The organism is Sulfitobacter geojensis (genome assembly GCF_000622325.1).
Lineage (GTDB): Bacteria > Pseudomonadota > Alphaproteobacteria > Rhodobacterales > Rhodobacteraceae > Sulfitobacter > Sulfitobacter geojensis.
Genome location: NZ_JASE01000005.1, coordinates 1,256,913 through 1,279,087, shown reverse-complemented (window position 1 = coordinate 1,279,087; position 22,175 = coordinate 1,256,913). Strand labels below are relative to the sequence as shown.

General features: G+C 58.0%; 20 protein-coding genes and 1 tRNA gene. 12 read left to right on the top strand and 9 right to left on the bottom strand.

Features of this window, described 5'->3' with window-relative positions:
* The first annotated feature begins 8 nt into the window (after window positions 1-8).
* From Z947_RS0108220 to Z947_RS0108210, 3 genes are read left to right on the top strand one after another with little or no spacing between them, the layout of a single operon-like run.
* The gene (locus tag Z947_RS0108220; RefSeq protein WP_025043824.1) at window positions 9-1,091 is read left to right on the top strand and encodes an ABC transporter permease; all 1,083 of its coding nucleotides are present in this window, start codon (window positions 9-11) and stop codon (window positions 1,089-1,091) included.
* A complete protein-coding gene (locus tag Z947_RS0108215) occupies window positions 1,091-2,011 on the top strand; it encodes an ABC transporter permease (protein ID WP_025043823.1) in 921 nt (306 codons plus the stop codon). The genes Z947_RS0108220 and Z947_RS0108215 overlap by 1 nt, the downstream gene beginning before the upstream one ends.
* Before the next feature lie 48 nt (window positions 2,012-2,059).
* Entirely contained in the window at window positions 2,060-3,133 is a 1,074-nt protein-coding gene (locus Z947_RS0108210) for a BMP family ABC transporter substrate-binding protein (protein ID WP_025043822.1), read from the top strand.
* 75 nt (window positions 3,134-3,208) lie between these two features.
* On the opposite strand, the gene Z947_RS21495 is transcribed toward Z947_RS0108210, so the two are convergent.
* Window positions 3,209-4,294, bottom strand: coding sequence for a peptidoglycan-binding domain-containing protein (locus Z947_RS21495; protein WP_025043821.1), 1,086 nt, complete (start codon window positions 4,292-4,294; stop codon window positions 3,209-3,211).
* 227 nt (window positions 4,295-4,521) lie between these two features.
* Between Z947_RS21495 and Z947_RS0108200 the strand changes: the two genes are divergently transcribed.
* From Z947_RS0108200 to Z947_RS0108180, 5 genes are all read left to right on the top strand, one after another.
* Entirely contained in the window at window positions 4,522-5,130 is a 609-nt protein-coding gene (locus Z947_RS0108200) for a glutathione S-transferase family protein (RefSeq protein WP_025043820.1), read from the top strand.
* Window positions 5,131-5,252: 122 nt separating this feature from the next.
* Entirely contained in the window at window positions 5,253-6,191 is a 939-nt protein-coding gene (locus tag Z947_RS0108195; RefSeq protein WP_025043819.1) for an aldo/keto reductase, read from the top strand.
* The gene (locus tag Z947_RS0108190; protein WP_025043818.1) at window positions 6,188-7,267 is read left to right on the top strand and encodes an NAD(P)/FAD-dependent oxidoreductase; all 1,080 of its coding nucleotides are present in this window, start codon (window positions 6,188-6,190) and stop codon (window positions 7,265-7,267) included. Before Z947_RS0108195 ends, Z947_RS0108190 begins: the two co-directional genes overlap by 4 nt.
* Window positions 7,264-7,917, top strand: a complete 654-nt coding sequence (locus Z947_RS0108185; RefSeq protein ID WP_025043817.1) for a DUF938 domain-containing protein — start codon at window positions 7,264-7,266, stop codon at window positions 7,915-7,917. The genes Z947_RS0108190 and Z947_RS0108185 overlap by 4 nt, the downstream gene beginning before the upstream one ends.
* A complete protein-coding gene (locus Z947_RS0108180) occupies window positions 7,914-8,696 on the top strand; it encodes a glycoside hydrolase family 25 protein (protein ID WP_025043816.1) in 783 nt (260 codons plus the stop codon). The genes Z947_RS0108185 and Z947_RS0108180 overlap by 4 nt, the downstream gene beginning before the upstream one ends.
* Window positions 8,697-8,710: 14 nt before the next feature.
* Here Z947_RS0108180 and Z947_RS0108175 read toward each other — a convergent pair whose 3' ends face one another.
* The 7 genes from Z947_RS0108175 to Z947_RS0108140 all read right to left on the bottom strand — a co-directional run bounded on the left by Z947_RS0108175 (window position 8,711) and on the right by Z947_RS0108140 (window position 17,548).
* Window positions 8,711-9,199 carry a hypothetical protein gene (locus Z947_RS0108175; RefSeq protein ID WP_025043815.1) on the bottom strand — a complete coding sequence of 163 codons (489 nt, stop codon included), beginning with the start codon at window positions 9,197-9,199 and terminating at the stop codon, window positions 8,711-8,713.
* A gap of 65 nt (window positions 9,200-9,264) precedes the next feature.
* Complete coding sequence (locus Z947_RS0108170; protein WP_025043814.1) at window positions 9,265-11,760, bottom strand: GcvT family protein; 2,496 nt, start codon at window positions 11,758-11,760, stop codon at window positions 9,265-9,267.
* 184 nt (window positions 11,761-11,944) lie between these two features.
* Window positions 11,945-12,508, bottom strand: coding sequence for a hypothetical protein (locus Z947_RS0108160; RefSeq protein WP_025043813.1), 564 nt, complete (start codon window positions 12,506-12,508; stop codon window positions 11,945-11,947).
* Between the two features lie 60 nt (window positions 12,509-12,568).
* Window positions 12,569-13,120, bottom strand: a complete 552-nt coding sequence (locus Z947_RS0108155) for a hypothetical protein (protein ID WP_025043812.1) — start codon at window positions 13,118-13,120, stop codon at window positions 12,569-12,571.
* Window positions 13,121-13,228: 108 nt separating this feature from the next.
* Window positions 13,229-14,632, bottom strand: coding sequence for an FAD-binding oxidoreductase (locus Z947_RS0108150; RefSeq protein ID WP_025043811.1), 1,404 nt, complete (start codon window positions 14,630-14,632; stop codon window positions 13,229-13,231).
* A 13-nt stretch (window positions 14,633-14,645) separates the two neighbouring features.
* Entirely contained in the window at window positions 14,646-16,424 is a 1,779-nt protein-coding gene (gene ggt / locus Z947_RS0108145) for a gamma-glutamyltransferase (RefSeq protein ID WP_025043810.1), read from the bottom strand.
* A 137-nt stretch (window positions 16,425-16,561) separates the two neighbouring features.
* Window positions 16,562-17,548: a 2-hydroxyacid dehydrogenase gene (locus Z947_RS0108140; RefSeq protein WP_025043809.1), complete on the bottom strand. Its 987-nt coding sequence runs from the start codon at window positions 17,546-17,548 to the stop codon at window positions 16,562-16,564.
* A gap of 118 nt (window positions 17,549-17,666) precedes the next feature.
* Between Z947_RS0108140 and Z947_RS0108135 the strand changes: the two genes are divergently transcribed.
* From Z947_RS0108135 to Z947_RS0108120, 4 genes are all read left to right on the top strand, one after another.
* Complete coding sequence (locus Z947_RS0108135) at window positions 17,667-18,176, top strand: SH3 domain-containing protein (RefSeq protein ID WP_240477525.1); 510 nt, start codon at window positions 17,667-17,669, stop codon at window positions 18,174-18,176.
* Between the two features lie 194 nt (window positions 18,177-18,370).
* Window positions 18,371-19,360, top strand: coding sequence for an NADPH:quinone reductase (locus Z947_RS0108130; RefSeq protein ID WP_025043807.1), 990 nt, complete (start codon window positions 18,371-18,373; stop codon window positions 19,358-19,360).
* A 125-nt stretch (window positions 19,361-19,485) separates the two neighbouring features.
* Entirely contained in the window at window positions 19,486-20,805 is a 1,320-nt protein-coding gene (locus Z947_RS0108125) for a mechanosensitive ion channel family protein (protein WP_025043806.1), read from the top strand.
* Window positions 20,806-20,866: 61 nt separating this feature from the next.
* Window positions 20,867-20,941: transfer RNA gene (locus tag Z947_RS0108120), tRNA-Gln, on the top strand.
* A gap of 399 nt (window positions 20,942-21,340) precedes the next feature.
* On the opposite strand, the gene Z947_RS0108110 is transcribed toward Z947_RS0108120, so the two are convergent.
* On the bottom strand, window positions 21,341-22,057 hold the full coding sequence (locus tag Z947_RS0108110; RefSeq protein ID WP_156026636.1) for a hypothetical protein: 717 nt from the start codon (window positions 22,055-22,057) through the stop codon (window positions 21,341-21,343).
* Window positions 22,058-22,175 lie beyond the last annotated feature (118 nt).

Sequence of the window (22,175 nt, the reverse complement as noted above, 5' to 3'; positions counted from 1 at the left end):
GTCGGCGCTTGATCCGGTTAGAAAAACGCCCGCAGGCCAGCCGTGTCTTTTCGCTGGCGACGCCCCTGCTGGCGGTTGTGGCAACGATGTTTTTTGGCGGGCTGTTGTTCATGGCCTTGGGCAAAGAACCCCTGTTGGCGATCAAAACGATTTTCTGGGAACCGCTGTTTGGCGAGTTTTCATTTTTCTATCGCCCCCAGTTAATGATCAAAGGCGCGCCGTTGGTATTGATTGCCATCGGCCTGTCGCTGGGGTTCAAGGCGGGGATCTGGAACATCGGTGCAGAAGGTCAATACATCATGGGCGCGCTTTTTGGCGCCGGTGTCGGCCTCGCATTCTATCCGGTTGAGGGGTTTTATGTCTTTCCCCTGATGGTGCTAGCAGGCGCTTTAGGGGGCTGGGTTTGGGCCATGATACCCGCGCTTTTGAAGGTCAAATTCGGCACCAACGAAATCCTTGTCTCCTTGATGCTGGTCTATGTGGCCGAGCAATTTCTTGCCTCTATGTCATTGGGATTGATGAAAAACCCTGAAGGCTTCGGTTTTCCGGGGTCGCGCAATTTACAACAATACGAAAGCGCGTTTAATGCGGATCTGATCGAGGGATCGGGCATGCATTGGGGCGTCGTCGCCGCGATGATTGCGGTGATATTTGCCTATGTGTTGTTGACCAAACACCGCCTCGGCTTTGCCATTCGCGTCACGGGCGAAGCGCCGCGCGCTGCGAAATTTTCCGGCGTGAACCCGACGCGGCTGGTGTTGTTCTGTCTGGGCACATCGGGATTGCTGGCCGGACTTGCGGGCATGTTCGAGGTCTCCGGCCCCGCCGGTCAGGTCACGATTGATTTCAACGTGGGCTACGGATTTACCGCCATCATCGTCGCGTTTCTGGGGCGGCTGCATCCCATTGGTATCCTACTAGCGGGGCTTTTGATGGCACTGACCTATATCGGCGGGGACATCGCGCAAAGCCAACTGGGTCTGCCCGCCGCCGCCATTCAGGTGTTTCAGGGGATGCTTTTGTTCTTCCTGCTCGCACTGGATATGTTCACAAATTACCGGCTGCGCTTTGGCCGGACGGAGGTGGCGTGATGGACCTGTCCGCAATCAACCCGCTGCTGTTTATCGCCGGCTTTCTGGTCGCAGCGACCCCGCTCATCTTTGCCGCCATCGGCGAACTGGTGGTCGAAAAATCCGGCACGCTGAACCTTGGTGTCGAGGGGATGATGATCACCGGCGCAATTTGCGGTTTTGCCACGGCGGTAGAAACCGGATCACCGCTGCTTGGCTTTGCCGCTGCCGCTGTCGGGGGCGCACTCCTGAGCCTGCTGTTCGCTTTCCTCACCCAGATCACGCTGGCGAACCAAGTGGCCTCGGGTCTTGCGCTGACGCTGTTTGGTCTGGGGTTATCGGCGCTGCTGGGCCAGTCCTATGTCGGCATCAAACCACCGCGCCTGAACGATATCAACTTTGGCCCGCTGGCCGATATTCCGGTGATCGGGCCGATCCTGTTTACCCATGACATCATCCTTTATCTGGGCATCCTTCTGGTTGCCGCCACATGGGCGGTGCTGAAATTTACCCGTGCAGGACTGATCCTGCGCGCGGTGGGCGAAAGCCATGATGCCGCTCATGCGCTCGGCTATAAGGTCGTGCGCATCCGCACCCTGGCGATCATGTTTGGCGGTGCCTGTGCCGGTCTTGGCGGGGCTTACATCAGCCTGATCCGCGTGCCACAATGGACCGAAGGGATGACCGCCGGTGTCGGATGGATCGCCCTTGCGCTGGTCGTATTCGCCAGTTGGAAGCCGTGGCGTTTGTTGCTGGGTGCCTATCTTTTTGGCGGCATTACGCAATTGCAGCTGAATCTGCAGGGCGCAGGCGTTGCCATTCCGGTAGAGTATCTGGCAATGTCGCCTTATGTCATCACGATCATCGTTCTGGTGATCCTGTCACGTGACAAGTCGGCCGCTCCGGCCTGTCTTGGCCGTACTTTCCATGCCTCATCCTAGGGGCCAATCTGCAAACGCCCGCCAAGGGTGAAACAACTGGGGAATAAAATGAAACTCACCAAACTTCTGACAGGTGCCGCAATGGCGCTGGGTCTGGCCACGACCGCAATGGCCGAAGACAAAACCAAAGTCGGTTTTGTCTATGTCGGTCCCATCGGTGATGGCGGCTGGACACATGAACACGACAAGGGTCGCCTCGCTGTTGAAGCGGAATTTGGCGATAAGGTTGAAACCGTTTACGTTGAATCAGTGGCCGAGGGCCCGGATTCCGAACGTGTGATGACACAGATGGCACTCGACGGTGCCGACCTGATCTTTACCACATCCTTTGGCTATATGGACCCGACGATCAACGTCGCCAAGAAGTTCCCGAATGTGAAATTCGAGCACGCCACAGGTTATAAGCAGGCCGAGAACGTCGCGACCTATTCCGCACGTTTCTACGAAGGTCGCGCCATTCAAGGCCACATCGCGGGCTCCATGACCAAATCCAACATCATCGGTTACATCGGGTCCTATCCGATCCCCGAAGTGATCCGTGGCATCAACTCTGCGTTCATCCATGCGCGTAAAGTGAACCCTGACGTACAATTCAAAATCGTCTGGGCCTACACATGGTTTGACCCCGCGAAAGAAGCGGACGCCGCCAAGGTTCTGATCGAACAAGGCGCGGATGTTGTGTTGCAGCACACCGATTCCACCGCGCCACAGGCGGCGGCACAGGAAGCGGGCAACGTGATCACCTTTGGTCAGGCGTCGGACATGGCGCAATATGGCCCGATGCCACGTGTGTCCTCGATCATTGACGATTGGGCCCCCTACTACATCGCACGCACCAAGGCAGTGATGGACGGTACATGGACCTCCGGCAACACATGGGACGGCATCGGTGCCGGCATGGTTGGCATTGGCGAGATTTCCGATGCGGTTCCGGCAGAGGTTAAGGAACAGGCGCTGGCATTGAAAGCATCGCTCGCTGACGGATCCTACCACGCCTTTACCGGCCCCTTGAACAAGCAGGACGGCACCGAGTTTCTGGCCGATGGTGCAACCGCGGATGACGGCACACTGGCCGGCATGAACTTTTACGTCGAAGGTATCGAGGGCGATATCCCGCAGTAAGCCGGCATATCCTTACAATAGAAAGGGCCAGCATTTTGCTGGCCCTTTTTCGTTCCGACGCTGCGAAAGTACCCCTTAGGGAAATTTCTTGCGTAGGCTTTCCGGGATCGGCCAGACAAGACCGGTCTTGTCGTCAAAATGGTGGCATTTGATCCCTTCGGAATTGCCGTCCGTCTCGGCCAGATAACGCATGCACATGCCAAGGGCCTTGATGATCTTCTTGTCGGTGGAGGTTGAAATATCCACGGCCTGCCCTGTCATATGGCGCGAAACAGACCCCCATGGCGCTTTGTCCTTCATGCATTTGACAAAACCGGCCTTGTTCTTTGCCGCGTGAAAGTCATCCAGCTCTTTCCATAAATCCTGATATTTGGACTGACGGACAAACCAGTAGATGTCGCCGTTCTTGCCGTATTTATTCAGATGCTTGGCCCAGCCGTTGTACATCGCACTGGCCTGCCCCGCCTTGTTACGCAGACCCGACACGACCTTGATCGTCGTGCCTTCGTAGTGGGACGAAACCTCCGTCAGGATATCAATGATCTTCTTGTTGACGCCGGATGTCTTGCCCTCGACCCTACCGGGATACAGCGTGCCGCCGGTGTCGATCTTTTTCAGCTCTTTCTTGACGTCCGTCATCATCTCCTTAGTGCACATCTCGGAAATTTTGGGCGCGGCTTTGCTTGGCGCATCCCCTTTCTTCTGCGCAGAGGCGATATAGGTGTCATAAAAACTGTCGGCCTTCTTTTCGATGTCGCCCCAAAGGGTCTCCCACATGGTTGGCGGCACCTTTTGCGCCTTTGCCTCAGCCTCCATCTGCTTTTTCATTTTGACCTTCATCTGTTGACGCTGGTCTTCCTTAGCCTTCTCTTCCCTCTTCTCCTCAGCCTTCTTTTCCGATTTCGCTTTTGCGACACCGGCGTTTAATTTCTTGATGGTGTTCTTACCCGGATCAACCCGCCCGTCCGCACGGAATTTGCAGACACAGGTCTGAAAATCACCAATCGCCGCTTCCAGTTTCTTGGAATTGGCACCGTCTGTCTTGAGTTTCGCAAACCCGACCTCCCCCGCGAACGGGTTCAGAAGTTTCTGCACAATCGTCACATCTGCTGCGTTGTTCTTTCCGCCTTTTCCAACGGAACCACTTAGCTTTTCTGCCATGATAGAATTCCTTATGCGTAAAAATAACTTTTCATCCGGCACCAAAATACGCGCCTGAGGCAGATGTTGCCGCGTTTCGTAGATTCGAACAAGTCAGCTGTTCCAAAGCGACCAGCCCGCACCTGAGCAAAACCGCCGTGACGTAAATCTCGCGACCTCCATCACAGCCTTTCATTTCGCCAACCACCCGATAAACTGTGGCGAACGTCATTAGGAAAGCCCGCGTCATGATCCGTCTGCACCACCTGAACCGCTCGCGTTCACATCGTATTTTCTGGCTGCTGGAGGAAATCGGCCAGCCTTATGAAGTCGTGCGCTATGAACGCGATGCCACGACCAATCTGGCACCGCCGGAATTGCTGGCCGTGCACCCCTTGGGCAAATCGCCGATGATTGAATTGGACGGACGGTTGATCACCGAAAGTGGCGCGATTGTTGAAATCCTGTGCCAGAAATTTGCGCCACAGATGATCCCTGATGCCAATACAGATGCCTATTTCAGCCACCTTGAATTGATGCATTTCGCAGAAGGCTCTGCCATGACGCCGATCCTGTTGAACCTTTACGTCGGACGTCTAAAGGACGCAGGTGCACCGCTGCATCCGCGCATCAACGCGGAACTGGACAGCCATTTCAGCTATATGGAAAGCGTTCTGCGCCCGTCCGGGCATTTCGTGATGGACGATCTGTCCGCAGCCGACATCATGCTCAGCTTTCCCGCTGAAATTGCCGTACGCCTTGGGCGCGGTGCCGATTACCCTGCGCTGGCGCAATTTGTCGAAACCATCCAGAGCCGTCCGGCCTATAAGCGCGCAATGGAAAACGGCAATTCCTGAAATACGCCAAAGCGGCGCGGTTCTTGACACAAGCGCGCCGCGTTCCCTGTTACGGCGGCCGTGACAAAACAGTGTCGCGCGGCCAATTGCACTGTTGGCCAAGCCGTGCAACGAATTGGCGTATGAAACACACGCTCACCTCCCCCGATGGCACACCCGCCAGCCGCCTTGCCTTTGGCACCATGCAATTCGGCGGTCGCGCCGACGCGACCCAGTCGCGCGACATGTTCGATGCCTGTATTGATGCGGGCATTACCCATTTCGATACCGCCCATATCTATACAGACGGGGCGTCCGAAACGCTGCTTGGCCAATGTGTGCAAGACCAGCGCGATCGACTGATCATCGCGACCAAGGCCGCGTATACCGGTGGGGCAACCCGCGACAACATCCTCGCTTCGGCAGAGACCTCGCGCAAGCGGATGCAGATCGACACGCTGGACGTCCTATATTTACACCGGTTTGATCCCGATACGGATATGGCCGAGAGTTTTCAGGCTTTTGCCGATCTCAAGGCGCGCGGGCATATCCGCCACATCGGCCTGTCCAACTTTGCCGCGTGGCAGGTGGTCAAGGCTGCAAACATCGCCGCCCGCTTTGATCTGGATGTCGCGGTGATCCAGCCCATGTACAACCTTGTCAAACGACAAGCAGAGGTTGAAATCCTGCCCATGGCCGATGATCTTGGCATTCTTGTTGCTCCCTATTCTCCGCTCGGTGGTGGGTTGCTGACTGGCAAATATGCGCAAGGCGGCGGGGGACGCCTGACCGAAGACGACCGCTACGGGGCGCGCTACGGACAGGACGTGATGCACAAAGCGGCGCAAGGTCTTCATGATCTTGCTGCCACGCAAGGGGTACACCCCGCCACGCTGGCTGTTGCATGGACGGCCCATCATCCAACCGGTCCCAGCCCGATCATTTCGGCCCGTAACGTTGAACAATTGCAGCCCTCGCTGGACGCTTTGACGTTTAGCATGCCGGCCGATCTTTATGCCCAGATCGCGGCCCTGTCACCGCGCCCCGCACCAGCCACCGATCGCACTGAAGAACAAATATGAGCGACATTATCGTCATTGGCGGCGGCATCGCGGGACTCTCGGCCGCGGCCCGTTTGTCGGCTGATGCCCATGTGACGGTGCTCGAACAAGAAAGCAGCACCGGCTATCACGCCTCCGGCCGCTCCGCCGCGCTTTATGAGGAAAACTATGGTCTGCCCAGCACGGTCGCGTTGAATACGGCAAGCAAATCCTATCACTACGAGGCCAATGGCGGCTACCTGAGCCCGCGCGGTTTCCTGATCGTTGCACAAGCAGACGAACAAGAAGCCTATGAAGCGGACAGGGCGACATTGGGCCTCGACGCCGTTTCAATTGATCGCGCCTGTGCATTCGTGCCGATCTTGAACCGCGCAAATCTGGCCTTTGCCGGGTATCACCCGGACGCGCTGGACATCGACACAGACCGGTTGATGCAAGACTTTATCCGCATGCTGAAAACCAATGGCGGACGGGTGGTCACAAAATCCCCCGTCACCGCAGTCACACGCACAGCTGACGGATGGCGCGTGACTGCCGGTGGTGTGGATTATACCTGTGCCACCCTCGTAAATGCCGCCGGTGCTTGGGCAGACAGGATCGCGCAAATGGCCGGCATCCCCCCTTTGGGGATCACACCGCACCGCCGCTCCATGGCCCGCATTCCGGCGCCTTCCGGACAGGACGTAACGCAATGGCCGCTGTTCTTTGGCGTCGGTGAAACATGGTATGCGAAACCCGATGCAGGGGCGCTGATCGTCTCCCCCGCCGAAGAGGACCCCGTTGACCCACACGACGCTTGGGCCGACGACATGGTGCTCGCCGAAGGCATCGCGCGCTACGAGAATATGGTGAGCGCACCAGTGACGCGCCTTCTTTCATCTTGGGCGGGCTTGCGCAGTTTCGCGCCCGACAGGGCACTGGTGCTGGGGCCGGACCCGAATGACGCCACCTTTGTCTGGTGCGCGGGTCAGGGAGGGTACGGCTTTCAAACCGCGCCTGCCGCGTCGCAACTGGTGGCCGACCTTGTCATGGGGCGCAGTCTCGCACTTGCGCCTGAACTGGTTACACAATTGACCCCCGATAGGTTTCATCCATGACCCGCAACCTACCCCCCAGCGCCAGCGTTGCCACCCCGCTTGAGGATGCCAAACTGCATGCCCCGTCTGCCGCACGAAATGCGGACGCCATCGCCGCAGTCCTGCAAGACCACGCGCCCTCGCGCGGCAATGCGCTGGAGATCGCCAGCGGCACCGGCCAGCATGTCGTCACCTTTGCCGCTGTATTGCCCGACCTCAGCTGGCAACCGACCGACATTGATCCCCTGCGCCTGCGGAGCATCGACAGCTATGTGCGCAGCAGCGGCCTGCAAAACGTCAAACCCGCCTGCCTGTTGAACGCGGCGTCAGACGGCTGGGCCGCCGCCTATGCGGGGCAAGATCTGATCGTTCTGATCAACCTGCTGCATCTCATCCCCGCGCGCCATGCCCGCACGATCCTGATCCAGGCAGCGCAGGCACTTGCCCCCGCTGGCACCTTGCTGGTCTATGGCCCCTTCGCGCAGGACGGCGTGTTGAAAAGTGCGGCGGACCAACGCTTTGACGCTGAACTGCGCAGTGCCGATGCGGATATCGGTTATAAGGATACCCGCGACATGCAGCGTTGGTTTGTCGATGCCGGCCTTACCGCAGCGCCACAGGAAATGCCCGCCAACAACCTTGTCTTTATCGCCAGAAAGCCCGCTTTATGATTGCCCGTATCGTTGCCCTGTTTGTCCTGCTTACCCTCGCCGCCTGTGGCAGTGGCTCGGCACCGCCTGCCGCGCCGGGCGTGTTGTTCGCGCCTAATTTTCGCGATGCAAAACCTGTTGATTTCGCCCAACCCTCACCTGCCCGGTTTGCAGTTCATGGCATTGATGCTGCGCGCTTTCAGACCAGTATCAACTGGAACATTGCGCGGGCAAATGGCGTGAATTTCGCGTTTCTAAAAGCGACCGAAGGCGGCGATTTGCTGGACATCGAGTTCAAAAACCACTGGCGCAAAGCGGGCCGCGCCGGTGTGGTGCGCGGGGCCTATCATTTCTACTATTTCTGCACGACACCCGAGGTGCAGGCGCAATGGTTCATTCGTAACGTACCGCGCAGCCGCGGGGCCTTGCCGCCCGTGCTGGATATGGAATGGAACCCGTTTTCACCCACCTGCGCCAAGGTCCGCCCCCCCGCCGCAGAGGTCCAGCGCCAAATGCGGGTCTGGCTGCGGATTGTTGAAGCCCATTATGGTCAACGCCCGATCATCTATACCACGCCGCGGTTTTACGAAGAGAACAAGCTAAAGTCGTTTCGCGGCTATGAATACTGGTTGCGCACCACCGCCAAAACCCCGCGCGAGGCGTTTCCCGGTCAAAGCTGGCGGTTCTGGCAGTACAGTGCCACAGGAACCATTCACGGTATCAAGGGGGATGTCGATCTGAACGCCTTTTCCGGCAGCCGCGCGGAATGGAACGCGTGGCTTGCGCGGCGTGCGCAGTAGGGCTGTTTCGCGGTCTAAAACCGGACAGCGCGCAGCGTTTTAGTCACGTCGCGCACATCCGGCCAATCCCACACCGCATCGCGCAGATAAAACAATCTGCTGTTGGTGTGGGTCGAGATGCGCGTGTTCTCCATAACCAGTCGATAAGGTACAATCGCAGCCCGAAACACGCTATAATCACTGGCAAAAAGTACCCCTGCAAGAAAGTCGAAGGGCCGTTCCTGAAGGTTTCTTAGGGCGGATAATTGGCGAGATGTATTATGATCTGTCAGTCGACGGGACTTGATCTGGTATCGAATACCCTGCCCGTCGACGGCATCATATCCTTTGACCGACGCTGCCGCCATGTCCCAGCCGAATACCTTGCAAAACAGGGTTTCAGCGTAATCGCCTGCCGGATTGTTGGACGACCGCACAGCCCCGCTCGATTTCAACAAATCCGAAACTTCCGCATGTAACGCAAGAAGCTCGGAAACCGATCGTTCTTTCAGTAGGACATCCATTTGAACACCAAGTTTGGAAGGGTTTCTTAACCTTTCCAAAACTAGATTAACAAAACATGAATCCCTTAGCCGTCCATGCGGATCGTGGTATTCTTGGGATCATAGGGGCTGTCCTCGACAATCTCCGCGTCCCACAATTGATCAAACATCTTGACCTTCATTTTGGTCCCCACAACCGCATGTTCCGGCTTCACGTACCCCATGCCGATGGATTTGCCGAAGGCGACAGAATACCCGCCCGATGTCAGGCGGCCCGTGCGTTCGCCCTCAACATATAGCACCTCGCGGCCCCATGGGTCGGCATCTTCCGGTCCGTCGATCAACAGGGTCACACATTTGGCGTTGATCCCGTGAGCCTCCATCGCGGCCTTGCCGTGAAACTCTTTGGACAGGTCGACAAAACGTGGCAAATCGGCCTCAAGCGGCGTCGCATCGCGGCCCAGTTCCGTCCCGAACGCACGGTAAGATTTCTCCTGTCGCAACCAGTTCTGCGCCCGTGCGCCCACCAGTTTCATCCCATGCTTTTCGCCTGCTTTCTCAAGCTGGTCGAACAGGTAATTCTGCATTTCAATGGGATGGTGCAATTCCCAACCCAACTCGCCGGTATAGGCCACGCGGATCGCGCGCACCGGACACATGCCAAGTTCGATATTGCGCATGGTCAGCCACGGGAACCGCTTGTTGGACAGCACCGTTTCGGGATCACCATCCTTGACGATCTCGTTCAGCACATCGCGCGATTTCGGTCCGGCGATGGCAAAGACGCCCCATTGCGTGGTCACATCATGGCATTCGATATAGCCAAACTCCGGCGCCTTATCCTCGATCGCCTTGCGCAGATAATCGCTGTCATAGGCCGTCCAAGCCCCGGCGCTTACAAGGTAATATTCATCCTGTGCAATGCGCACGATGGTATATTCCGTGCGTGTGGTGCCCGCACCGGTCAGGGCATAGGTCAGGTTGATCCGCCCAACCGACGGCAGTTTGTTGCAGGTGAACCAGTCAAGGAACGCCGTCGCACCGGGGCCTTTGACCACATGTTTGGTGAATGCTGTCGCATCGATCAAGCCGACACCTTCGCGCACGGCTTTGGCTTCTTCAACGGCATATTGCCACCATCCGCCCCGGCGGAAGGACCGCGCGTCGTGATCGTTGAACCCTTCGGGCGCAAAATAGTTCGGCCGTTCCCAGCCGTTGACCCAACCAAACCGCGCGCCGCGTGCGGCCTGCCGGTCATAGGCCGGCGAGGTCCGCAAGGGACGGCAGGCGGGGCGTTCTTCGTCGGGGTGGTGCAGAATATAAACGTGTTCGTAACACTCTTCGTTTTTGCGCGCCGCAAACTCCGTCGTCATCCAGTCGCCGTATCGTTTGGGGTCAAGCGAGGCCATGTCGATCTCGGCCTCGCCCTTCACCATCAATTGCGCAAGGTAATAGCCGGTGCCGCCCGCCGCCGTGATGCCAAATGAAAATCCTTCGGCCAACCACATGTTGCGCAAACCGGGTGCAGGCCCGACCAGCGGATTGCCATCCGGCGTGTAACAAATCGGACCGTTGAAATCATCCTTCAGCCCGCTTTCCTCACAGGACGGAATGCGGTGGATCATCGCCTCATACTGGCTTTCAATCCGCTCAAGATCCAGCTGGAACAAATCTGCGCGGAAACTGTCGGGCACACCGTATTCGAACCGCGCGGGCGCGTGTTTTTCATAGACGCCCAAAATCCAGCCCCCACGTTCTTCGCGGACATAGGACTGCGCATCCGCGTCACGGATGACGGGATGTTCGGGGTTGCCAGCGTCCTTGCGGAAGGCGACCAATGCAGGGTCTTGATCCATGACGATGAACTGGTGCTCAACGGGGATCGCCGGCATTTTGATGCCCAGCATTTTCGCTGTGCGCTGCGCGTGGTTGCCGGATGCAGTTACGACATGTTCGGCGGTGATCAACATCTGCTCTTCGGAGGGCACAAGATTGCCGCCCTTTTCGACCATCTTGGTCACGGTCACTTCCCAATGCGTGCCATTCCAGTGAAACGCATCTGCCTGCCACTTGCGTTCAATCGCGACGCCGCGCTGGCGCGCGCCTTTGGCCATCGCCATGGTCACATCGGCGGGGTTAATATAGCCGTCGGTCTGGTGATACAGCGCCCCTTTCAAATCCTCTGTGCGGATCAGGGGCCATTTCGCTTTCACCTCATCCGGCGTCATGAACTCGTACGGCACACCGCAGGTTTCCGCCGTTGACGCATAGAGCATATATTCGTCCATGCGTTCATCTGTTTGCGCCATGCGCAGGTTGCCGACCACAGCGAAACCGGCGTTCAACCCTGTCTCTTCTTCCAGCGTTTTATAAAACCGGATGGAATAGTCATGAATATGCGTCGTGGCATAGGACATGTTGAAATATGGCAGCAAACCCGCCGCGTGCCATGTCGATCCCGACGTCAGCTCGTCGCGTTCCAGCAGCATGACATCGTCCCAACCGGCAGCCGCCAGATGATAGGCAATCGAGGTCCCCACGGCACCGCCGCCGACAACCAATGCTTTGACGTTCGTTTTCATATGCCGCGAATCCTTCTGACAGAGTTGCCCCTGTTTTACGCGGACTTGGCGAAATCACGGTGCACCAGCCGACCCAACATATCAAAAAACCGACCTTGTGATTGACGCAAAGCCATGCGCCTTGGGCCACCGCGCCTTTCGTCTTTGACCGGCGCGATCTTTCAAATCGTTTCAGCGGGGTGGTTCAGTCCCGCTTCTTTTTCCACTGAATGCTGCCACCCTGTTGAACCGTCTTTTTGCTGCGGTTCTTTTTGATCGAACTGCGGTGGCGGATTTGGTCAAGCATGCCCATCCGGTCGTATTCTTCCATTGATACGTCTTTGGGCTTTCCATCTGCCGTTGGCCGGTTGTGGATATCGCCAAGCCGCGGCTTGGTGCCCGCAGCGCCCTGAGCTTTATGGCGGATGCGGCCCCATTTCTCATCCCGCTGACGGGCGTCCAGCAGATCAACGTATTCTTTTACATGCGGATTGTGCTTTGCCATCTCGCGCAGCTCTTCCTCGCCCGTCATTCTTGAATAGTGTTTTTCCGCAGCGCCCGAGTTTGTGCTCTGTGGTAAGGACGCGCGGCGTTGATCTGCGCTGTTGGCCTGATCATAAGCAGCCCGCGCCGCCCGGTTTTCCCACTGCATCAATAGGTCCAACGCCGGATCGCTGCGGCTCGCCCCCGTTCCGGTATCCCCAATGGCCACCAGACCGGAACCCGCAGCCAATGTTACACCCAAAGCAAAGATGGCATATTTGATCATCGTTTCTTCCTAATCCTGCGGCTCCGCACCAGCGCCCACCATTTAATAAACCCTGCCGTCTTAGAAATCGTTGGCGGAAGCACTCATATTCTCGGCAGCAATTGCCGAAAAGCTTCGCGAAATTTCACCACGGTTGGCGTAGATTTCGGCGGCACTCATCCCTGACAAATCCGACGGTTGCAGGGTCGGTTTGTAATTGCGCGCGGCAGTGCGGGCTTTGATATCGCCCAGCCTGTTGCCCGCTGTCTTGTCCTTGCTGCTGAACTTCTGACGGACAGAGGTCCAGAACCCCTGATGAGCAGCAGCCTTGTCGGCGGCCAGCATCCGGCGCAGTTGCGGGCTGTCGGCGGTGAGATTGGCGATTTGTTCTGCGTTGCTCATGTCGGACCAGCCTTTGCCGGTCCACGTCTCGCGGATTTGCGGGATTGCAGTCGATACCTTTGCCGCATTGACCTGTGCCATCGCGGCCAGGCGTGCAGGCAATTGTGCGCTGTAGCGCTCAAGCGTCAGTTTACCGGACGGATCAGCCGCGTTCTGGGTCATGAAGTCATACCCGACGGCACCGGATCCGGTTGTCATCAAAAGCCCGAGGGAAAGTAAAAGTTTGTGCATCGCTCCGCCCCTTGTTGGGTCAGGCGCAACAGATCCGTATTTTCTGCAATTTCTAAGGCACGGCAGGGGCAAAGGCGTGGCATCCCAACCTCGCCCCAGCCAATTACGTTACATGAAAATCTTACCCGGGTTCATGATGTTGTCGGGGTCGAGCGCCTTTTTGATCGCGCCCATCACGGCCAAAGTCTCAGCCCCCAATTCGCGCACAAGATAGGGCCGCTTGCCTTGGCCGATGCCATGTTCACCGGTGCAGGTCCCTTCCATCCCGATGGCCATATCGTTGAGCCATGAAATGAATTCCTTCGCCTTGGCGACTTCTGCCGCGTCTTCCATGTTCACCAGAACAGTCGCATGAAAGTTGCCGTCTCCCGCGTGGCTTACCGTGGGGGCCACCAGCCCCATTTCGGTGGCTTTGGCTTCTGACTGCGTCAGCGCATCGGCCAGCCGTGAAATCGGCACACAAACATCAGAGGCCACCGCGTCACACCCGGGCCGCAGCTGGAGCATAGCCCAATAAGCATCATGGCGCGCCTGCCAAAGCTTGTTCCGTTCTTCCAGCGTCTTGGTGGCGGCATATCCCGTGCCGCCTTCCTCTTCGGCCAACATGCCAAAGGTTTCCGCCTGTTCCGCCACCCCTGCGTCCGATCCGTGAAACTCCAGCAACAGCATCGGCGACACCGGCAATTCCAGCTTGGAATAATTGTTCACCGCCCCGACCATCGACGCGTCCAACAGTTCGATCCGCGCCACGGGCAGCCCGTATTGGATCACCGCCATGACCGTTCTGGCCGCCGCTTCGACACTGGGAAAAGAACAGCGTGCGGCAGACATCGCTTCGGGAATACCCTGCAAACGCAGTGTGATTTCGGTGATGATGCCCAAAGTGCCCTCTGACCCAACCATCAACCGCGTCAAATCATACCCAGCCGAGGTCTTTTTCGCGCGGCGGGCCGTGCGGATGATCGACCCGTCCGCCATCACTGCCTCAACGTTGATCACGTTGTCCTTCATCGTGCCATAGCGCACCGCATTGGTGCCTGATGCCCGCGTCGCCGTCATCCCGCCAATCGACGCATTTGCACCCGGATCAATCGGAAAGAACAGGCCCTGATCGCGCAGATGTGTGTTCAATGCCTCACGCGTCACACCGGGTTGAACGCGGCAATCCAGATCACCTGCGTTCACCTCCAACACCTTGTCCATCTGGCTGACGTCAATGGAGATTCCGCCCAGCGGCGCGTTCACATGCCCCTCCAGCGAGGTGCCCGTGCCAAAGGCGATGATCGGCACCTTACGCGCCGCACAGGTTTTCACAATTTCCGATACTTCTTCGGTGGATTGCGCAAACACCACGCCGTCCGGCATCTGGTTCGCGATCCAGGTGGTGGTATGCCCGTGCTGCGCGCGAATGGCCTCCCCCGTCTGAAACCGCTCGCCGAACTGCTGCTTCAGCACGCCCAATACCGCGGCGATCCCGTCTTCATTGCGCATCTGCATGCCCCCATCCGCCATCTCGTGTTTCTCCCTACTGACCGTATGCGATGCCTTCGCGGCGCGGATCAGCACCGCCTTGCAAGGTATCACCAATCGCAATCACATGCAGGCCGCTCGTCAACCCGCGTGCGCCCACCTTGTATCCCATGGCTGTTAAACCGTCGCTCAATTCCACAGACGCCGTTTCTTCCTCAAGATCATATGTACCAAACCGGTTCACCGCATGCGGCACGCTGACCGCTTGCTGCACATCCATGCCCCAATCAATCACTGCTACAATCGCCTGCGCCACATATCCGATAATCCGCGACCCACCGGGCGATCCGACCGCCATCACAGGCTTGCCATCTTTCATCACAATCGTCGGTGCCATCGACGACCTTGGACGTTTGCCCGGTTCAATGCGGTTGGCAATCGGTACGCCGTCCTTATGCGAGCGAAACGAAAAATCGGTAAGCTCGTTATTCAACAGGAACCCGCCAACCATCAAACGCGATCCAAAACCGTTCTCGATTGTGGTCGTCATCGACGCCACATTTCCCACCGCATCCACAATCGAAATATGCGAGGTCGAGGGAAACTCGATGCTCTCGTCATCCGCCCGGTTCAGCGCGTGATCCCACGCAGGTTCCCCTGCGCTGACCTCTTGCAAAGCCATATCGCTGTCCAGCACCGCTGCGCGCTCGGCCATATAGGCAGGATCCAGCAACCCTGCCACCGGCACCGGCACATAATCGCTATCCGCCAGATACCGCCCGCGATCCGCAAACGCCAACCGCGCCGCATCCCCCATCAGCCGCCGCACAGTCAAATCTTGCGGCCCCGCGCTCAGGTCATACCCCTCCACCGCCCCCAAAATCTGGCCCACAGCCACAGCGCCGGATGATGGCGGCCCCATGCCACAGACCTCGTGGTCGCGATAAGGCGCACAGACGGCAGGCCGTTCCTTGACCTGATAAATCGCCAGATCCACCTCCGCCAGAACACCGGGATTGCCTTCGGCCCCCTGCACTGTCGCCACAATATCGCGCCCGATCTGCCCGCCATAAAACGCCCCTGCACCTTGCTTCGCAAAGCGGCGCAAAGTCTCGGCATAGGCGGGATTCTTAAGTGTTTCTCCCGCGACGATCCCCACACCTTCCGGCATGAAATAGGCCGATGTCACTGCGGCGCTGGCCAGCCGCTCCGCATCTCCTGCAACCAGCTGGGCCAGACGCGGCGATACGCTAAATCCGTTCTCGGCCATATCAACCGCCGGCATCAGCAGCGACGCCCAATCCTGCGTCCCCCAACGCCGATGCACCTCGGCCAGAAGCGCCGGCGTACCGGGTGTGCCCACAGAACGTCCCCCAACGACCGCATCAAAAAACTTCAACGGCTCGCCTGCTTCATCCTGAAACAGCCGCGGTGTGACCGCCAAAGGCGCGGTTTCCCGCCCGTCCAGCGTCGTGACCTCGCCCGTGGCAGCATCATACCAAACCAGAAACGCCCCGCCCCCCAAACCGGAAGATTGCGGTTCGACCAGCCCCAGGACAACCTGTACTGCGACCAAGGCATCCGCCGCCGTGCCGCCCGCCGCCAGAACATCCGCGCTGGCTTTCACCGCATGCGGGTTTGCCGCGGCAATCATCCAGTCGGACGCCACAACCGGAACTCCCGCCTGTTTCGCAGCCAGAGCCGTCGCAATTTCCGCCGGCATCCCCTCGAAAACACCCGCACCCGCGCTTTCAGGTTCCACAGCGTCCGCCGCTTGCTGCGCGCCGGCAGCTCCGGCAGCAACAACCGACAAGATACTCAAAACTCTCAACATAGCGGGTCTCCTTGTTTCTCTTTTTGGCCTTAAATGCTGCGGGAGTTTGAGGGCAGCGCCCTCATCAAATTTTCCCCTTGAGGAAAATTCATAAAATCACGTGCGGGCCTGCCCGCACCTTTCAACAGCTGCTACACTCACAACATTGATGGAACCACCTGATCCGGTGGCCGGTGACCATCGTCAAACGTCTTGATGTTGATGATCACCTTCTCGCCCATCTCCAGACGTCCTTCCAATGTCGCCGACCCCATATGCGGCAACAACACCACGTTATCCAACTCCCGCAAGCGCGGATTAACTGCGGTGCCGTGTTCATAAACATCCAGCCCCGCCCCTTTGATCTCGCCCGCGCGCAGCATCCGCGTCAGCGCGTTCTCGTCAATCACTTCCCCGCGCGATGTGTTCACAATCACCGCATCGGGCTTCATCAACTTCAGCCGCCGTGCGTTCATCAAATGGAACGTACTCGGAGTATGGGGGCAGTTCACGCTGATCACGTCCATGCGCGCCACCATCTGGTCAAGGCTCTCCCAATAGGTCGCCTCAAGACTGTCCTCGATGCTTTCGTGCAGCTTGCGCCGGTTGTGGTAATGCACCTGCATGCCAAAAGCCGCCGCGCGTTTGGCAACCGCCTGACCGATCCGGCCCATGCCCAGAATGCCCAATCGCCGCCCGCTGACCCGTCCGCCCAACAAGGCCGTCGGGGCCCAGCCGGACCATTCGCCCTTTTGCATCATCGCCATGCCTTCGGACATGCGCCGCGTCACGCCCAGAATCAGCGCCATGGTCATGTCCGCCGTATCTTCGGTCAGAACACCGGGCGTGTTGCTGACCAGAATACCACGCTGTCGGGCGGTTGCGACGTCGATATGATCGACACCCGCCCCGTAATTCGCAATCAGTTTCAACTGATCGCCCGCTTGCGCGATCAACGTGGCATCAATTTCATCGGTGACGGTGGGCACCAGAACATCCGCAGTTTTCATCGCCTGCGTCAGCTCGGCGCGGGTCATTGCCACATCTTCCTCGCGCAATGTCACGTCAAACAACTCTGACAGACGGGTCTCGACCGCATCCGGCAACCGTCGCGTGACTACAACACTCAAACGTTTCTTTGACATGTCTCTCTCCTGGGCCTTGGCGTTCACTGCTCTGAACGCCATGGTGTCCCATGCAAGCGCGAGGCACAAGAACCCCGCGCGGCAAAAGAGCAAACAAATCAAAGTGCAGGCAGCACCCATGTTCCGATCTATGCTGACGCGCGCCGTTCTGGCGCTGTTGCTGACGTTTCCGCTTGTCCCCGCTCCTGCATCCGCAGGCGAGGTGGGGCCCGTGACGAACCTGCCCTTGCCGCGCTTTGTTTCGATGAAAGCCGCCGAAGGCAATGTGCGGCGCGGACCCTCGCTGTCGCATCGCATCGACTGGGTTTTCAAACGCCGTGACATGCCGCTGCTGATCACCGCCGAACACGGCCATTGGCGCCGCGTTGAGGATCGCGACGGCATGGGCGGCTGGGTGCACTATTCACTGCTGTCCGGCACGCGCACCGTACTGATCGAACAGGATATGCTGCAACTGCACGCGCGTCCCGATCCGGGCGCGCCGGTTGCCGCGGCGCTGGAACTGGGTGTTGTGGCGCGACTGGGTGACTGCGACCTGGAGTGGTGCGAGCTGCGATCCGGCGGCTACAAAGGTTGGGCCCCGAAATCGCGGGTCTGGGGTGTCGGGGCACGTGAACTACGCGACTAGACGCGCCCACAACGCTTAACCTACTGTTAATAAATTATAATATGATGATTCTACGACCCGAATCCTGAATTGCCCTTGGGCAATCACGTTCATCGGGCTGTGCCGCCACGTGGCAATTGCAAGCGCCGCATCTTTGCGACAGGGTGCCCAAAACCCGATCTTTCAAACCTTTCCCACCTCAAAAGGACAGCCTCATGCGCGCGATCACCTATACCAAACTTGGCCCCGCCAAAGATGTATTACAGCAAAGCACCTTGGATGATGTGCCCCCTCAACCCGGTGAAGTCCGCGTCGCGTTGGCGTTTTCCGGCGTAAACCCATCCGATGTGAAATCGCGCAATGGCCGGCCCGGCATCACCGACCCCGCCTTTCCCGAGATCATTCCGCACAGCGACGGTGCCGGCGTGATCGAAGCCGTTGGCGCAGGCGTCGACCCTGCCCGCATCGGCGAGCGCGTCTGGATCTGGAACGGTCAATGGCAACGCCCCTATGGGACCGCGGCCAGTCATATCACCCTGCCAACCGCCATGGCCGTGCCGCTGCCAGACGACGTCAGCCTTGAAACCGGCGCAATCCTTGGCATCCCGGGGCTGACCGCCGCGCTGGCGGTTTTTGGCGGCAGTGACATCAAGGGGCAGACCATTCTCATTCAGGGTGGGGCCGGCACTGTTGGCCTGCTGGCCGTACAACTGGCCAAATGGGGCGGAGCGCGGGTAATCACCACCTGTAGCCCACGCGACAATGCCCGTGTGGAGTCCGCCGGCGCTGATGTCATCCTTGACTACAGCGCTCCTGACCTCGCCGCACAAATCCTTGCCGCCAATGACGGCGCGCTGATCCCCACGGTGATCGAGGTGGAATTCGGCCTGAACATCGCGCTCGACGCAGAGGTGATTGCCCCCAACGGCCGCCTTGCCGCTTACGGGTCTGCCAAAAGCATGGAACCCACCCTGCCCTTCCTGCCCTTGCTGTTCAAGGCGGTTACGATCGACATCCTGCTGATCTATCTGCTGCCCCAGCCGGAGCGGCACGAGATGATCGACAAGTTGCACGCCGCCCTCTCCGCAGGCGCGTTGAGTTGTCCGGTTGAACGCATTTATCCGCTGGAAGAAACGATCGCCACCCATCAGGCCGTCGAAGCAGGCGGCCGTACCGGCGCGATCCTGATCAAATGTGACGCCTGAACCGAGCCCGCCCCTACAGGCACCAAATCAAAGGGAATGAGGGGCCCGCGCCCCTCACCACCGACAATTGCAAAACCTCTTGCGCAACCCTAATCTGGCGGCATTCAAACCGACGGATTTTTCTTATGCGTTTTCTCGCCCTACTCATTTGCCTACTCCTGCCGTTTTCGGCCCTCGCCCAGACCGCAGAGCAGCCCACCGGCACCATCACCCTGACCGATGATGCCAGCGCCGATGCGGCCATCGCCAACCGGATCCGTGACATCCTTGGCGAACTCGATGGCTATGAGGACATCAGCGTCACGGTCTCCTCCGGCATTGTGACCCTGCGCGGCACCACGCTGGACCCGGGCAAGGCAACTCGCCTGAACGAGTTGACCAGCCGCGTCGAAGGGGTGGTGGCCATTGAAAATGCCGTTCAGGAAAGCACCGATGTGGTCGAGCGGCTTAACCCCGCGATGGAACGTTTTCGCATTCGCGCGGTCCAGTTGATCGCCTTCCTGCCGCTCGCGCTCGTCGCCCTGTCGGTCTTTGTTCTGGTGGTGATCTTCGGCTTTTGGCTGGCACGCCGCCAACAACCCTGGGAGCGCCTGTCGCCCAACGCTTTTATCGCCGATATTTACCGCCAGATCATCCGCCTGCTGTTTGTCATTGGTGCCTTGGTCATTGCGCTGGACATCGTCAATGCCACCGCCTTGCTCTCCGGTATCCTTGGCGCGGCCGGTATCGTCGGCCTTGCGATTGGTTTCGCGGTCCGTGACACGGTCGAAAACTTCATTGCTTCGATCATGTTGTCCATCCGCCAACCTTTTCGCCCCAACGACACCGTAGAAATCGAAGGCGACACCGGTAAAGTGATCCGCCTGACATCTCGCGCCACCATTCTTCTAAGCTTTGACGGTAACCACATCCGAATCCCCAACTCCACCGTATTCAAAAGCCGGATCGTTAACTATTCGCGCAATGCCGAACGCCGGTTTACCTTTTCACTCAGTGTGGCCTCGGATGCCGAACTGGATCACGCCCGCACGCGGGCCTTGCAGGTCCTGAACGATTTGCCTTTTGTTCTTCCGGTGCCCGAAGCCGCCGCTTGGGTTGAAACGGTGGGCGATTCTTGGGTCACCCTGTCGATGGCCGCTTGGATCAACCAGAACGAGACAAACATCACACTAGCCCGCTCAGAGGCTATCCGGCTGACGCAAGCGGCTTACGACGCGGACGGGATCGCGGCCCCTGTGCCAAGCTACCGGATCGAAAACCTGCCCACCAGCTTGCAACCTGCTGATAAAGCGCCAGTTTCAAAGGGGTCCGTTCAAACGCCCGTACCTGCGCCAGTGCAAGAAGTCAGCGCGACACAGGATCAAGAGCTGGAGAAAATCGTCGATCAGGAACGTGCAGAGACGTCCCGTCACGACCTGTTGAGCGAGACGGCGTCAGAAGAATAGAGATTTTTGCAAATTGGGGTCTTGCGCGTCGTTTTCTCTCGGACTATCTAGCGGCACGGATTGGGGTGTGGCCTAGTGGTAGGGCAACTGTTTTTGGTACAGGAGATCGTAGGTTCGAATCCTACCACCCCAGCCAAGTCTTTCAGATCATTGAAGTAAGAACCCGAGGCACCCCCGGTGACGGGAATGCCCCAGTTTTATGCCCCAGGTTTCGAGACTGCCCTCCAGTGCAAGCTATGCCACGGGCATAGGGCACTCCTCAGACCCATTGTCCTCCCTTGACCGCTGCTAACCGGGGCTAATGGTGAAGGGGGTTATAGGGGGAGAGGAATAGGTATAAGTAATGAAGAAGAGAGAGGGAAGAAGAGAGCCGTAAACACCTCCCCTTCCTAGCTGATAACCCACCCCTAGCCCCCGGTAAAAGAAGGGAAGCTAATGGCCCCGATAGAAGACCCTTGGCACTCCCGCCCCATCGACGTCCACCGCTGGTCCGATCATCCCGAGGTCGCGGGGCTGGCTGACACGGTTTGGGAGATTAGGCTTTTCTGATACCAAGCTGCTCTGAGCAAATATGAACAAACTTAAGGTCATCAAATTCTTGCCCCTTCACGCAATATTGCACGATTTCCTGCATTAGTTTGATTTGATCATCCCATTGTTTGTTATCTGATTTAGGCGAGCGATACTTATAAAGTCGGCAACCAATAAATTTCAGTATCTCTTCCCATGTGATTTGCAAAACAGCGGGAAAGTCACCAAGCAGTTTGCCATTCTTCTCCCGACCCACGGCAATCAACCGAAGGCGTTGCTTTCGTTCCTCATCTTCGAAGAGCCCGGTGGAATAAATCTCGGTTGCAACCTCATCAAGACGATCCGTTTCGAAGCAACCGATAGCAGCCAGCACACGTTGAACATTCTGGTTTTCTGGATTTGTCCAAGGACCATTGAGCGTGCAGCGTTCGATCCGTTTGACTTCCACGATGACGATCTCGGTCCAACCTTCCTCCAGGCTTAAGGTATCTTGATCATCCTGTATGGGATGTTCTGGCGTGTCGACGTACCGATCTGCTCTGAAGGGGAACCGAACACCAATTAAATCAGCATCGGTTCTTTGTCCGCCTCTCCGTCGTTCAGGATGTACGATGAAATTCTCCATCTGGAAAAATCCATTGAGGCGAAAGTACCAGTAAGCAACTCTTTCGGTGCTCAACATTTGCGCGTTTTCCAAATCAACTCCAGCCAGCAGTTTCACTCATCCCAAACGACTAAAATCACGGGTAGCGATAGGGCACGACCTCTCCCCGTTTTCTTTCATAGGTGTTGAATGTCATTGAGAACTGACCCGGTATTGTCACCGAGATTTGACCCGC

Excerpts from the sequence above, each read along its gene's own strand:
- Z947_RS0108130 (WP_025043807.1), top strand. The coding sequence starts at position 18,371 with ATGCGCGCGATCACCTATACCAAACTTGGCCCCGCCAAAGATGTATTA.
- Z947_RS0108175 (WP_025043815.1), bottom strand. The coding sequence starts at position 9,199 with ATGGATGTCCTACTGAAAGAACGATCGGTTTCCGAGCTTCTTGCGTTA.
- Z947_RS0108150 (WP_025043811.1), bottom strand. The coding sequence starts at position 14,632 with ATGGCGGATGGGGGCATGCAGATGCGCAATGAAGACGGGATCGCCGCG.
- Z947_RS0108160 (WP_025043813.1), bottom strand. The coding sequence starts at position 12,508 with ATGATCAAATATGCCATCTTTGCTTTGGGTGTAACATTGGCTGCGGGT.
- Z947_RS0108210 (WP_025043822.1), top strand. The coding sequence starts at position 2,060 with ATGAAACTCACCAAACTTCTGACAGGTGCCGCAATGGCGCTGGGTCTG.
- Z947_RS0108135 (WP_240477525.1), top strand. The coding sequence starts at position 17,667 with ATGTTCCGATCTATGCTGACGCGCGCCGTTCTGGCGCTGTTGCTGACG.
- Z947_RS0108180 (WP_025043816.1), top strand. The coding sequence starts at position 7,914 with ATGATTGCCCGTATCGTTGCCCTGTTTGTCCTGCTTACCCTCGCCGCC.
- Z947_RS0108170 (WP_025043814.1), bottom strand. The coding sequence starts at position 11,760 with ATGAAAACGAACGTCAAAGCATTGGTTGTCGGCGGCGGTGCCGTGGGG.
- Z947_RS0108190 (WP_025043818.1), top strand. The coding sequence starts at position 6,188 with ATGAGCGACATTATCGTCATTGGCGGCGGCATCGCGGGACTCTCGGCC.
- Z947_RS0108125 (WP_025043806.1), top strand. The coding sequence starts at position 19,486 with ATGCGTTTTCTCGCCCTACTCATTTGCCTACTCCTGCCGTTTTCGGCC.
- Z947_RS0108215 (WP_025043823.1), top strand. The coding sequence starts at position 1,091 with ATGGACCTGTCCGCAATCAACCCGCTGCTGTTTATCGCCGGCTTTCTG.
- Z947_RS0108185 (WP_025043817.1), top strand. The coding sequence starts at position 7,264 with ATGACCCGCAACCTACCCCCCAGCGCCAGCGTTGCCACCCCGCTTGAG.
- Z947_RS0108195 (WP_025043819.1), top strand. The coding sequence starts at position 5,253 with ATGAAACACACGCTCACCTCCCCCGATGGCACACCCGCCAGCCGCCTT.
- Z947_RS0108200 (WP_025043820.1), top strand. The coding sequence starts at position 4,522 with ATGATCCGTCTGCACCACCTGAACCGCTCGCGTTCACATCGTATTTTC.
- ggt (WP_025043810.1), bottom strand. The coding sequence starts at position 16,424 with ATGTTGAGAGTTTTGAGTATCTTGTCGGTTGTTGCTGCCGGAGCTGCC.
- Z947_RS21495 (WP_025043821.1), bottom strand. The coding sequence starts at position 4,294 with ATGGCAGAAAAGCTAAGTGGTTCCGTTGGAAAAGGCGGAAAGAACAAC.
- Z947_RS0108155 (WP_025043812.1), bottom strand. The coding sequence starts at position 13,120 with ATGCACAAACTTTTACTTTCCCTCGGGCTTTTGATGACAACCGGATCC.
- Z947_RS0108140 (WP_025043809.1), bottom strand. The coding sequence starts at position 17,548 with ATGTCAAAGAAACGTTTGAGTGTTGTAGTCACGCGACGGTTGCCGGAT.